11 protein-coding genes are annotated in these 12,416 nt (G+C 69.9%); 3 read left to right on the forward strand and 8 right to left on the reverse strand.

Features of this window, described 5'->3' with window-relative positions; genetic code table 11:
* Positions 1-52 precede the first annotated feature (52 nt).
* Complete coding sequence (locus TF1_RS16430) at positions 53-184, reverse strand: hypothetical protein (protein WP_255266130.1); 132 nt, start codon at positions 182-184, stop codon at positions 53-55.
* 496 nt (positions 185-680) lie between these two features.
* Between TF1_RS16430 and TF1_RS03025 the strand changes: the two genes are divergently transcribed.
* Both TF1_RS03025 and TF1_RS03030 read left to right on the forward strand, forming a co-directional pair.
* Positions 681-1,709 (forward strand): hypothetical protein, encoded by a 1,029-nt coding sequence (locus tag TF1_RS03025; RefSeq protein WP_061783618.1) that lies wholly within the window; start codon positions 681-683, stop codon positions 1,707-1,709.
* Positions 1,710-1,854: 145 nt separating this feature from the next.
* The gene (locus tag TF1_RS03030; protein ID WP_011291375.1) at positions 1,855-2,820 is read left to right on the forward strand and encodes a carbohydrate kinase family protein; all 966 of its coding nucleotides are present in this window, start codon (positions 1,855-1,857) and stop codon (positions 2,818-2,820) included.
* A 105-nt stretch (positions 2,821-2,925) separates the two neighbouring features.
* On the opposite strand, the gene TF1_RS03035 is transcribed toward TF1_RS03030, so the two are convergent.
* From TF1_RS03035 to TF1_RS03065, 7 genes are all read right to left on the reverse strand, one after another.
* Complete coding sequence (locus TF1_RS03035) at positions 2,926-4,059, reverse strand: quinone-dependent dihydroorotate dehydrogenase (RefSeq protein WP_011291374.1); 1,134 nt, start codon at positions 4,057-4,059, stop codon at positions 2,926-2,928.
* A gap of 9 nt (positions 4,060-4,068) precedes the next feature.
* Positions 4,069-5,010 (reverse strand): proteasome assembly chaperone family protein, encoded by a 942-nt coding sequence (locus TF1_RS03040; protein WP_011291373.1) that lies wholly within the window; start codon positions 5,008-5,010, stop codon positions 4,069-4,071.
* 123 nt (positions 5,011-5,133) lie between these two features.
* A complete protein-coding gene (locus TF1_RS03045) occupies positions 5,134-6,882 on the reverse strand; it encodes an ABC-ATPase domain-containing protein (protein WP_011291372.1) in 1,749 nt (582 codons plus the stop codon).
* Between the two features lie 156 nt (positions 6,883-7,038).
* Positions 7,039-8,130, reverse strand: a complete 1,092-nt coding sequence (locus tag TF1_RS03050; protein WP_227480830.1) for an ADP-ribosylglycohydrolase family protein — start codon at positions 8,128-8,130, stop codon at positions 7,039-7,041.
* Positions 8,131-8,404: 274 nt separating this feature from the next.
* Positions 8,405-9,253 (reverse strand): hypothetical protein, encoded by an 849-nt coding sequence (locus TF1_RS03055; RefSeq protein ID WP_011291370.1) that lies wholly within the window; start codon positions 9,251-9,253, stop codon positions 8,405-8,407.
* A 408-nt stretch (positions 9,254-9,661) separates the two neighbouring features.
* Positions 9,662-10,903 (reverse strand): kynureninase, encoded by a 1,242-nt coding sequence (kynU, locus tag TF1_RS03060; RefSeq protein WP_061783619.1) that lies wholly within the window; start codon positions 10,901-10,903, stop codon positions 9,662-9,664.
* Positions 10,904-10,944: 41 nt separating this feature from the next.
* Positions 10,945-11,805, reverse strand: a complete 861-nt coding sequence (locus TF1_RS03065) for a tryptophan 2,3-dioxygenase family protein (RefSeq protein WP_011291368.1) — start codon at positions 11,803-11,805, stop codon at positions 10,945-10,947.
* A gap of 157 nt (positions 11,806-11,962) precedes the next feature.
* Between TF1_RS03065 and TF1_RS03070 the strand changes: the two genes are divergently transcribed.
* Positions 11,963-12,412: an Lrp/AsnC family transcriptional regulator gene (locus TF1_RS03070; RefSeq protein WP_011291367.1), complete on the forward strand. Its 450-nt coding sequence runs from the start codon at positions 11,963-11,965 to the stop codon at positions 12,410-12,412.
* Positions 12,413-12,416 lie beyond the last annotated feature (4 nt).

Raw genomic sequence — 12,416 nt, forward strand, 5'->3', positions numbered from 1 at the left:
CTGGGGTGCGGTGTCCGCTCCCGCAGGCGGGCGCCGCGCCCCGGCCCGTAGGTCACCCGGTGAACAGGGGGGCGTACAGCCACGCCGTGCACCCGACACAGATCGACAGCATCACCCCGATTGCGGTGAGGAAGACGAGCCACTCGAAGAACCCGTGTTCGGGTGGCTCCCCGCGGGACGGCATTCTTAGCCCCCTGTAGTCTCCCTCTCCCCCAGCGCCCTCACCATACGTCTCAAACCCCAAGTCTTCCCATGAAACAGCCTGGTTCGGCCAAACAGGTTTGACCCCGGCAACTACGGATCACATCGACGAACCCTGCGTTTCTCCACGTTGCAGCCGGACCACGCACCGTTTCCGCCGCCGCAGGCCGGCCCCGGTCCGCCGTTTTGGCCGTTTCCGGCCATCCGCGCTCCCCTCAGGTCGATAGCGATCGCGCAACGATCCGGTACCGAGCAGCAGTCCTGTGTTCCAAAAGGGTGACGATTCCCCTCCTTTCCCCCCGGAAGGGGGACGCTGCCCTCATTCTTATGGAGGGATAAGATCTCAACGCTTTGTCATGAGCGCAGGACTTCGCCCCGGTCGAGCCGTCCCAGCGGTCCCGGGACCACCAGCATCGGAACCATGAGAGAGTCAACACGCGTCTCAGTCCTGACATAACCAAGCCGGCGCGAGGGGAGTCATGAGCGACAACGGACCCTACACCCAGCCACCTCAGTACCCCGGTGGCGAGGGCAACCCAGGAGGACAGCCCGGACCGTACGGAGGCTCCTACGGCCCCCAGGGCGGGCAGCCCGATCCCAACACCGGGGGACAGCCCAGCTATCACAGCGGCCCCTACCAGGCCCCCTACGGGGACGGGGGTTCCGGCGGACAGCAGGCCATGGGGTACGGATCGGGTCCCTACCCCAGCCAGGGCGGCATGCCGCAATACCCCAACCAGCCTCCCTACCCGCCGCAGTACCACGCTCAGACCCCCCAGCAACCCCGGAAGAACAACGCGGGACTGTGGATCGTCATCGCCGGCGGTGTCGTCATCGTCGTGCTGGTCATCGCGGTGATCGTCGTACTGTTCAACCGGGGCGGCAACGACCGTGCCCCGGTCGCCGACACTCCCCAGACCACCGAGCAGACCGAAGACACAGGACAGACGGACGCCCCGGACGACGACACGGGCGACGACACTGGCGGCAACACCGGCCCCTCGGGCGGTCCCCCCTACTCCCCGCCGGAAGACCCGTGCTCGGTCCTCTCCGAAGGCACCCTCGAAGAGTTCGGTGCCTCCAGCAGCCGGAAGAACATCACCGACAACTCGGCCACGTGCAGTTGGAGCACCGAGGTGGACGGCCTCTACGGCACGCTGACCGTCGAATACTCCACCCCCTACGGCGGCTCCGACTCGGTTGAGGCGGCCAAGGACGACTACGCGTTCAACTACGACTACGCCACCGACGAAGAAGGCTCCATCTTCGACCTGGAAGTCATCGAAGAGCAGGAGCTCAACTACGGCAGCGAGTCGGTGCTCGTCTTCGCCTCCGAGGAGATCATCTCCCCCGGCAACCGCACCACCGTCCTGATCCGCCAGGACAACATCAACATCTCCGTGGAGTGGAGCGTCAGCAACTTCAACTCCAATGAGCCGCCGCAGAGCTTCGACGATGTGGAAGAGATCATGAAGAAGGCGGCGGAGGAAGCACTGAACTCCCTGTAAAGCTTCCCCACCCTCACGGGAGCGCGGGCCCTCTCCGCGCTCCCGTTTCTCTTTCCTGAGCTGCCGCGTTGTCAGCGCCCCGGAAGGGCGGGATACTACTCCCTCGCACAGTGCCCCAGCCCGCTTGTCCCGGAAGGACTTGTCGTTGATCACCGTCGTAGGCGAAGCACTCATCGACCTCATCAGCTCGGAGAGCGGCACCTACCGTTCCGTCCCGGGTGGGGCACCCGCCAACACCGCGGTGGCACTGGCCCGGCTCGGCGTGCCGTCGTCCCTACTCGCCCGGATGAGCACCGACCGCTTCGGCCAGCAGTTGCGCGCCTATGTGGGATCCCGCGGGGTCAGCACCCGCGACATCGTCGTCTCCGACGAGCCCACCACCCTGGCTATCGCCACCCTTGACGAGACCGGCCGCGCCACCTACGACTTCTACGTCAAAGGCACCGTCGACTGGCAGTGGCGGCCCGAAGAGCTGCCCGACCCGCTCGCCGACGACGTGACCGCCATCCACGTGGGCTCCCTGGCGATGGCGATGCCGCCGGGCGCGGCCGTGGTGGAAGAGTGGGTGGCCCGGCAGCGCGGCCGCGCGGTGATCAGCTACGACCCCAACATCCGCCCCGCCCTCGCCGGGACCCCGGCGAGCGCCCGCGAACGGGTAGAACGCCAAGTCGCCCTCGCCGACCTGGTGAAAGTCAGCGACGAAGACGTGTACTGGCTGTACGAGCAGGACCCCGCGACCGGGTCTGCTGACCTGCTCGTGGAGGTCGGCCGGTCGTGGTTGCGCCGCGGACCGAGCCTGATCACCATCACCTGCGGCGGCGACCAGACGCTCGTACTGGTGCGGGGCCGCGAGGACCGGCCGCTGTCCGTGGCGCCGGAACCGGTCGACGTCGTCGACAGCATCGGCGCCGGGGACGCGTTCTGCGCCGGACTGCTTGATGCCCTCGGCCAAGCCGGAGCCTTGGGGGCAGACGGGCGCGAGCGGCTGGCCGCCCTCACCGACGCCCAGCTCACCGTGTGCGTGGCACACGCCCACCGGGTCGCCGCGCACACCTGCCGCCGCGTGGGAGCAGACCCCGGCGAACTCGACTTCCCCCCGCTCGAGTTCTAGCCCGCTGCCCGCGCAGGACACGGACAGACCCCTGACCCGCGGCAGCGCCCGTCAGGGGTCTGTGCTGCACGGCAGCCAGCGGAGACCGCAGCCAGCGCCCGGCGGCTAGGAGGAGGCCGTCGACGGTTTGGCGCTAGGGTCCACGTCCACGCCGACCGCCTCAGCGATCGACGCGAAACCGTCACGGCGGGCCAACGCGGCCACCCCGCGGTGGATGCGGCGCGGCCACAGCGGCCCCCCGTAGATGAGACCGGTGTAGCCCTGGACGAGCGTGGCCCCGGCCCGGATCCGCGCCCACGCGTCCTCCGGGGTCTCGATCCCGCCGACCGCGATGAGGACGAGCCGGTCCCCCACCCGGGCGCGCAGACGGCGCAGCACCTGCAGGGCACGCTCCTTCAACGGCGCCCCCGACAGGCCGCCCGCGCCGAGCGCGGCCACCTCCTCCGGGTCAGTGGCCAAGCCGTCGCGGGACACCGTGGTGTTGGTGGCGATGATGCCGTCCAAACCCAGCTCCACGGCCAGGTCCGCCACCGCGTCGATGTCCTCGTCAGCCAGGTCAGGGGCGATCTTGACCAGGAGCGGCAGGTCGGGGCGTCCCGCCTCGTCGAGGGTGCGGCGCACCGCGCTCAGCAGCGGCCGCAGCCGTTCCGTGGCCTGCAAGTCCCGCAGGCCCGGCGTGTTCGGCGAACTGACATTCACCACCAGGTAGTCGGCGAGGTCCGCGAACCGGCGTGCGCTCGTCACATAGTCGGCGACAGCGTCACTGTCCGGGACCACCTTGGTCTTGCCGATGTTGACCCCGACGATGAGGTCGCGGGCCCGGCGGGCGCGGTGGGCGCGCAGCCGCTCCGACACCGCCTGCGAGCCCTCGTTGTTGAAGCCCATCCGGTTCACGATGGCGCGGTCCGCGACCAGGCGGAACAGCCGGGGCCGGGGGTTTCCCGGCTGCGGCTGGCCGGTCACCGTCCCGATTTCGACGTGGCTGAACCCCAGTGCGGTGAGCGCGGCCACACCGCGGGCGTTCTTGTCGAACCCCGCGGCCAGCCCCAGCGGTCCAGGGAATTCCCGGCCGAACACGCGCACCCGCAGCTCGGGCTCGCGCGGCCCTAGCACGCGGCGCATCAGACGGGTCGTGCCGGGCACCGCGGCGAGGGCGCGCAGCCCGGCGAAACTCACCCGATGGGCGCGTTCTGCATCAACACGGCGAAGCAGGGTGTGGAAGATGAACTGGTAGAGCACGAAGGGACTCTATCCCTCAGAGCCGCGGTCGTGTTCCGCGGAGCCGCGGCCGTGCTCGGCGAGGAAACGCTCCAGTTCCGCCCCCAGCTCGTCCGCGGTGGGCAGCCGCGACTCGTCTCCGGCGAGGAGCGCATCGACATCGAGCCCGTTGTGGACGGCCATGAAGTTGTCGTACTGGGCCTCCAGGTTGCGGACCACGCGCTGGACTTCCTCGGATGCCTCCACTTGCCGGTTGATCTCGCCGTCGACCCGGGTCGCCTCCTCAGCGAGCTTCTCGGTGGGCAGCACCAGCCCGGTAACGCGCGCGATGTACTCCAGGACCGCGAGCCCGGCGCGTGGGTACTCGGACTGGGCGAGGTAGCTCGGCACGTGCACGGCGTAGCCGATGACGTCGTGCCCGGCCTGCCCCAGCCGGTACTCCAGCAGCGACATGATGTTGCCCGGCACTTGGATCCGGCCGACCCACGGCGTGTGCTCGGTGACGAGCTCGGGGCGGGTGGCGTGGGGTGTCGCCGTCACGGGACGGGTGTGCGGCACCGCCATGGGGATGCCGTAGAAGCAGACGGTCAACCGGACCGACAGGCGCTCGACCAGTTGCCGCACTGCCGCGGTGAAGCCCTCCCAGCGGCGGTCCGGCTCCAGGCCGTGCAGCAGCAGGAAGGGGGTGCCCTCCAGGTCGTGGAGCAGAGTCAGGGAGAGCTTCGGCTCGGCGTAGCTCACCCAGGTGGTCTCGTTGAAGATCATGACCGGTCGACGGGACCGGTAGTCCAGGAGCCCGTCGATGTCGAAAGTGGCGAGCTCGGTGTGCTGCAGACCGTCGAGGAGGGTCGCCACCGCCTGTTTTCCGGCCGCGCCTGCATCCACGAAACCGTCCAGCGACACCAGCATGACTGGCTCGGACAGTTCCGGAAGGTCAGATCGAAGCTCGTAGAGATCAGCGGGATCTCGCACCTGGACGGGTCTCCGTTCTCACGCTCATCCGTGTGATCGGGTCTTCAGGATACCGATCCACAACTGACTGGCCATACATGCCTCAACGGCAATAACCAGGCACCTTACTGCCCTATTTCCGTTTTAGCACTGTCGGTGAATTTTGAGGCCTCGTAGCCGGTTGAGGGCCGCAGCGATCTCCTGGCGGCGGACCGCCGCGTAGTCGCCATAGTAGCCGCGCCCCACAAAAGTGACGCCGTGGTCGCGGAGCCGTTCTTCCAGCACGTCCAAGGCTTGGCTGAGCGTCCGTTTCCCGTCGACCAGCCCCTCTTCCACCAGGGCGCGCAGCGCCAGTCCGATACCGATCACCTGGGCGGGGTCGACCAGTTGGGAGAGGAACCGCAGGTCGATGTCGGATTCCCCGAAGGTGAGCACGTCCATGTCGCGCCGTTTGATCCGGGTGCGGCCGCGGGCCGCGGCGCTGATCGACGCGGGGTCAGGCACGCGGCGCGCGGGGACAGTAAACGGGGCGTCCTGGCGCGGCCGGGCGAGCGACTGAGCCTGCTTGGTGACGTCGTAGGCACGGTAGGTGTCCAGCATGACCACGTGGTCGGCGACGTCGAAGTAGTCGCCGCTGGCGCCCATGACCAGGACGGTGGACACGCCGTGGACCCGGTGGAGGGGCCGGACAAGGTCCACGAACGGGGTGAGGGGCTCGCGGTCGCCATGCACCAGTTGCTGCATGCGCTCGTCGCGGACCATCAGGTTGGTGGCTGTCGTGTCCTCGTCGATCAGCAGCACCGAGGTGCCCGCTTCCAGCGCTTCCGCGATATTCGCGGCCTGCGACGTGGAGCCGGACGCGTTCTCGGTGCTGAAGTCGCTGGTGTCGGCCCCGGTGGGCAGGGTGCGGACGAAAGCGCTGATGTCGGTGCGGACCACGCTCCGCCCTTCTTCCGCACGGATCTTCACCGCGTCGGCGCGGGTGACGACGAGTTCGCGGCCGTCCCCGGGGATGTGGTCGTAGACGCCGCGCTCCAGCGCGTGCAGCAGGGTGGATTTGCCGTGGAACCCGCCGCCGACGATGAGCGTGATCCCCTCGGGGATGCCCATCCCGGTCACCGTGCCCCGGTGCGGCAGGTCCACGGTGACGCGCAGGCTCTCCGGGGAGGTGAAGGGGACCGCGTCCCGCAGCGGCAGGTCGCTGATCCCGCTGATGCGGGGCAGGATCGCGCCGTCGCCCACGAAAGCCACGAGCCCCAGCTCGGACAGGCGGTCGCGGAGCGCCACCGTGTCGGCGACACTGTCCGCGAACGCTGTGGCGTCCGCGGTGTCCAGCGCCTCCCAACACAGGGCGTCGACCAGGTCGGGCACGGTGTCGCACAGCGCGTGCCGCGCGGCGCGCCCGTCGATGCGGCGCCCGTGCCCGGGCAGTTCCAGGCCGAGCCGCAGCTCGACGGCGCCGTCGCGGATCTGGCAGGAGGAGCGCTCCACTACCTGCTGGCCTCCCGCGTCGATACGGATCCGGGTGCCGCGCAGCACCTGCCGCGCCCGGCGGGCCAGGTAGTCGGCGGTGGCGCGGCGCCGCACCGGGTCGCGCCAGGCGTGCTCCGGCATTCCCGCGGTCGCCGCGGGGATGCGGACCAGGATGCGGGACGGCGGGGCGAAAGGGTCGGCCTGGACCTTCTGCACGGTGAGGGTGAAGTCGCCGAAGTCCCAGTCGCCGGTGAGGGCCCGGTAGCGGCCGTAGGAGGCGCCGTCCAAGCGGAGGAGTTCCTCTGCGAGCCGCTGCTCGTCGCGGCGCCCCCGGATCGGTTCGACTTCGCGGCGCCGGTGGCGGTCACCGCTGGCCTGGGTGCGATTCCGCTGGTGCCGTCCTCCGTAGCCCGCCGACATGATGATGTGCTCCCCCCGTACGGTCCGTTGCCACGTCCCAGAATGCTAGGGGGATTCGCGGGATCTGGCCCGCGAATCCCCGAAGCTGGCGGACTTTTTCTGCTCTGTGACCCTTCGGTGCGGTTGCGGGCTCTAGGCGGTCCGTGCGCCGCGGGCTCAGTCCGCGGGGTAGCGGGCCAGCCACTCGGCGGTGGTCGGCGGGCCGGGGGAGGCGAAGGCCAGCATGAAGTCGTCGGCGAGCTGGAGCAGGTCGGCGCGGCCTTCGACTGGGTCGGCGAGGTCCGGGGGAAGCGCAGCCTCGCCGTGCAGGGCGCCGAGAATGTTGCCGCAGATCGCCCCGGTGGAGTCGCTGTCCCCGGAGTGGCTGACCGCGAGGGCGAGGGCGTCGGTGACCTCCGCGGGAGTGCGGTGGACCAGTGCCGCGTACACCGCGATCGCGAGCGCTTCCTCGGCGATCCACCCTTCGCCCAGCGATTCGACGTGCTCCGCGCTGGGGGCGCCCCCGGCAGCCACGGTCCGCGCGGCGAGCAGCGCCCGTGTAGTCTCCTCGTGCCCGGTGTAGCCGCGCAGTTCGGTGAGCACCGCGTCCAGCGCGGTGTCGAGGTCGTCCCCGGCCAGCAGCCGCCGGATCAGCAGGGCGAGCGCCCCGGACGCTCGTTGTCCGGTGGGGTGGCCGTGGGTGAGCGCCGCGGCCCGGTCCGCCCAGGCGAAGACGGCGGTGTCGGTGGCGACGTGGTCGGGGAGCAGGCCGAAGGGGGCGCTGCGCATCACCCCGCCGCAGCCTTTGGAGCCGTTGCTGGCGGGCGCTCCCCGCTCCTGGCGGCCGCCGACGGCGTCCTGCAGCGCCTGCAGGCAGGTGCGGCCGGGGGCGCGCTGGTGGTACAGCCAGCTCCGGGCAGCCAGCCACCCGGGGTGCTCCCCGGTGGGGGCCGAGACGAACTGGGTGTGGTACCAGCGCAGGTAGGCGTCGTGCACCGCCCGCGTCGGGTCGAACTCTCCGCCGTGGACCGCCTGGCGGACGCGGGCGCGGATCAGCCCGTCCACAGTCCACAGGGTCATCTGGGTGTCGTCGGTGACCAGCGCCCTGGGGTCGACGTGGGAGCGCACACCGGCAGGACCGTGGGCGGCGCGGATCTGAGCGAGTGTGCTGAACTCCACGGGGGCGCCGAGCGCGTCTCCTAGCGCACCGCCGAGCAGGCAGCCGCGCACCCGTGACCGGTACGTGTCACGCGGTTCACTGTGCCACACGATGGGGGGACCGTCCTTTGTCCAGAAAGTGAGAACAGAGGACAGCATGCCAGTTTTACGGCGGGAATTCCTGGTTTTTGCACTCTAGTCCTGGTTTGCCGCCCTGTCGGGGCGGCTCCCGCTCCGCTGCCCCGCGGTGTGCTCCGGGGATGCTCCCGGCAGCCGCTGCGCCCCGGGGTGGGGGCGTGCGGCGCGGTCTCCTCCCTGCCTGCCCGGTGCCGGGACCGGCAGGGTTCGCTGCGCATCCTCGGCAGCGGATGCTGCTTTGCGCCTCTCAGGAGGCGCGGTGGTGGCGTCCGGTGGGGCGGAGCAGGCTGGCAACCCGCTTGGTGACCGCGGCCCCGGCCGCGATGAGCAGGACGATGGTCAGCCCGGCCGAGGTCATGGGGCCCTCGGTGGACATCAGGTCGAAGGCACCGTGGCCGGTTTCGGTCGCCGTGGTGGTCTGCTCGGCCGCTGCCGCGTCGTCCGCGGCCGGAGCGGGGGCGTCCGCCTGCTGGCTGTCGGACGGGGTGCCGGATCCGGGAGACGGCGGGGCGGCCTGCGCCTCTGCTGTCTCCTCCTCCTGCTCGGCGGGGGCGGCCTGCTCCGTGTCGGACTGCTGTTCGGCCGACTCTTCAGGGGTCTCTTCGCTGCTGGCCTCTTCCGGGGCGGACTCCTGGGATTCCGGAATCGGGGAGACCGCGTTGTGGCAGGGCTCGGAGGGGTTCTGGAAGGGGTGGGGCACTCCCGGGGTGCCGGGGCCGTCACCCCACTCCGTGATGTAGTACTCGACGTTGATGTGTCCGGCCCCGCCGGTGACCGTGTACGTGGTCTCGTTCCAGGACTCTCCGGTGAGCTCGGCGAAGGTCTTGCCGTCGATGTCGAGCATCACGTGGCATCCCTGCGACGGGTCGCCGGGGCCGCGGTCGCCGATGAAGAACTCGGCGGTCTTGCCTTCGTAGACCACGTAGCCTTTGGTGCCTAGCGGCCAGCTAGGGGCGGCGAACAGGCCCTTCTGCATGGGTTTGCCCGAGGCGGGCGGCCCCGTGTCGCCGTTGATGCCGGAACCGTCGTCCCAGAAGTACGAGGCTTTGACCTTGCCGTGCAGCAACACGTCGTCGGTAGGCAGGGAAGAGGGCATAGGAGAACCAAGGGGTTGGCGGCAGGACAGTGACGGAACCGCACACCGCGTCCCAGCACCCGCGTCACACAGGCGGAGTGCCACAACCAGAGGGGGTGGGCGCGCTGGGCGACCGCTGCGCCGGCAGCGGTGTCAGGGGGTCAGCGGAGCACTGGCTGCACTCCGCGCCAGGTGCGGGCTCCACCCAACGAGCGCCATAGACGCTCGAAGGGGTCAATCGGTTTACCCGGTTTGATCAAGCTCTGATTACAAACCGGATACAAGGACTCTAAGCGAGAAAAACGCCCCAAACGTTAATAAAAAGGTAAAATCACCCAGCGTGGCCTCTCTGCCACACTCCCCGAGAGACGACGTGCGGGCGGCCCGCATCACCGGACCGCCCGCACGGTTACGCCGCTTCCGCAGCGCTCACGTCACCTGGGCACGCTGCGCAAACCGGGGGTCTTGCCACTCTCCCGACGTGACGACCTCGACCAGTGCCCGGGCCGCGTCGTAGACGTCCACATAGCGCAAGTACAGCGGGGCGAACCCGAAACGCAGAATGTCCGGGGACCGGAAGTCCCCCACCACCCCGCGGGCGATGAGCGCCTGCACGATCGGGTAGCCGTCCGGGTGGCGCAGCGCCACCTGGCTGCCCCGCCGCTCGTGCTCTGCCGGGGTCACGCACTCCAGGCCCGCCTCCGCGGTCACCGCCACGAACAGGTCCGTCAACGCCAGGCTCTTCTCGCGCACCTGCGCCAGGTCTACGCGCTGCCACAACTCCAGGCTCGCCTCCAGCGCGGCCGCAGCGATCAGCGACTGCGACCCGCTCAAAAACCGGCTCGCCCCCGCCGCAGGCTCGTACTCCGGAGCGAAGTCGAACGGACGGGCGTGGCCGTGCCAGCCGCTGATGGGCTGGCGGACCCGCTCGTGGTGGCGGCGGGCCACATAGGTGAACGCGGGCGCGCCCGGACCGGCATTGAGGTACTTGTAGGTGCAGCCCACGGCGAAGTCCACACCCGTCTGCGCGAGCGCGAGCGGCACCGCGCCCACACTGTGGCACACGTCCCACACCACCAGGGCGCCGTGCGCGTGGACCATCTCGGTGACCGCCGCCATGTCGCGCAGGATGCCGGTGCGGTAGTCCACGTGGCTGAGCAGCACCACAGCCACATCCCCGGGCTCCAAGGCCGCGGCCAAGGCGGCGGGGTCGTCCACGTCCACCATGCGGAGGCTGGCCCCGTCCACCAGGTCCACCACCCCCTGGGCGATGTACCCGTCGGTGGGGAAGTTCCCGGCCTCCGCCACCACGACACGGCGGTTCGGCCGCAGCCACAGCGCCGCCGCCACGGTCTTGAAGAGGTTGACCGAGGTGCCGTCCCCCACCACCACTTCGTCGGCCTCCGCCCCCAGCAGCGGGGCAAGCAGAGCGCCGAGGGTGCGGGGCTTGTCCCACCAGCCCGCCTCGTTCCAACTGGCGATGAGCCGCTGGCCCCACTCGTGCTCCACCAGGCGTGCGACCCGGGCAGGCGTGGCCCGGGGCAGGGCGCCCAGCGAATTGCCGTCGAGGTAGATGACGCCGTCCGGCAGCACGAACTCGTCGCGGAACGGGGCCAGGGGGTCGGCGGCGTCCCGTGCAGCGCAGTCCTCGCGGGTGAGGGGGATGGTCACAGTGGTCGGCTCCTTACCTTCACCGAAGGATGGGCCCGGGCTTAGAGCTGGGTCCGTAGCTGCCAGAGCTCCGGAAACACATCCTTTTGGACATTTCTCATCAACCATTGCAAACCAGACGAGCCGCCGGTGCCCGCTTTGGCGCCCATCGTGCGCTTCACCGCCATCGCATGGCGGTGCCGCCACAGGGTCACCCGCTCCGCGGTGTCCAGCAGCGCCTCCGCCAACGCGAGCAGCTCGTTATCGGGCCTGTCGTCGGCGTAGACCAGCTCCCAGACCCGCACCACCTGCGGATGGGGCTCCGCCGGCTGGGTCCAGTCGCGTTCCACCCGCTCGGCGGGCACCGGGAAACCGCGGCGGTGCAGCAGGCGCAGCACCGCGTCGTACAGGCTCGGCTCGGCGAGGGCCCGCTCCAGCTCCGCGCTGACGTGCGGATCGGCACGGTGCGGACGGATCATGGCCGCCGACTTGTTGCCGAGCAGGAACTCCAGATGGCGGTAGCCGTACGACTGGAAGCCCGACGCCTCACCCAACTGGTCGCGAAACCGGTTGAACTCGGTGGGAGTCATGGGAGCCAACAGCTCCCAAGACTCGGCCAGCACGTCCTGGGCCTTGTGGCCGCGGCGCAGCGCGGCCAGGGCCGCGGGCACGTCATCGGCGTCGACCGCGTCGCGGGCCTGCTCCCATTCGTGCCGGATCAGCGCGAACAGCAGCTCCATGACCTGTGTGGCGACGAGGAACGTGGTCTCAGCGGGCTCCTCGGTGCGGGGGCGCTGCAACGACAGCAGCGTGGAGACGGCGGTGTAGTGGGCGTACGGGGTGACGCCGTCGAAAGAGAGCGTGGGGCGGCCGCGGTTGCGCTCGGCGCGCTGCTCGCGGGCGAGGGCAGCGGAGGAGGACACGAGGGGATCACCTCCGAAGGGTTGCGCGTCACCTGTCCTGCCGGGCTCCCAGGATGCCCGCCGCGCGCCCGTCCAGGAAGGCGCAATCCACGGCGATCACGACGTTTTTCCTGCCATTCGCAAACCGTTTTCTGCTTATGGTTTATGATCGTCAACCATGCTGGATGCGGTGGACTGGCGGATCCTCACCGAGCTGCAAGCCGACGGGCGCCTGTCCTACAACGAACTGTCCCGCCGGGTGGCGCTGTCGCCCCCGGCCGTCGCCGAACGGGTGCGCCGCCTCGAAGAACGCGGCGTGATCACCGGCTACCACGCGCACGTCGACCTGGACGCGGTAGGGCTGTCGGTGGTCGCCCTCGTCCAAATGGGCTGCTACGGGCCGCTATGCCTGCTGCGCGACGAGGCCGCGCTGGCCCGCCCGGAGATCCTGCGGCTCTACCGGGTCACCGGCGACGCCTGCTGCGTGCTCCTCGTCGGCGTCCCGTCGATGGCGCACTTCGAGCAGTTGATCGACGATCTCGCCGACCACGGCCGCCCCTCCTCCACGATGGTGCTGTCCTCCCCCATCCCGTGGCGGGCCGTCAGCCGCCCGCAGGCTGAGCGGTAGCCTT

This window comes from Thermobifida fusca NBRC 14071 = JCM 3263, from assembly GCF_001592045.1.
Taxonomy (GTDB): Bacteria; Actinomycetota; Actinomycetes; order Streptosporangiales; family Streptosporangiaceae; genus Thermobifida; species Thermobifida fusca.

Coding starts and splice junctions, on each gene's coding strand:
- TF1_RS16430 (WP_255266130.1), bottom strand. CDS start 184: ATGCCGTCCCGCGGGGAGCCACCCGAACACGGGTTCTTCGAGTGGCTC.
- TF1_RS03025 (WP_061783618.1), top strand. CDS start 681: ATGAGCGACAACGGACCCTACACCCAGCCACCTCAGTACCCCGGTGGC.
- TF1_RS03045 (WP_011291372.1), bottom strand. CDS start 6,882: ATGTCGGCGGGCTACGGAGGACGGCACCAGCGGAATCGCACCCAGGCC.
- TF1_RS03055 (WP_011291370.1), bottom strand. CDS start 9,253: ATGCCCTCTTCCCTGCCTACCGACGACGTGTTGCTGCACGGCAAGGTC.
- TF1_RS03070 (WP_011291367.1), top strand. CDS start 11,963: ATGCTGGATGCGGTGGACTGGCGGATCCTCACCGAGCTGCAAGCCGAC.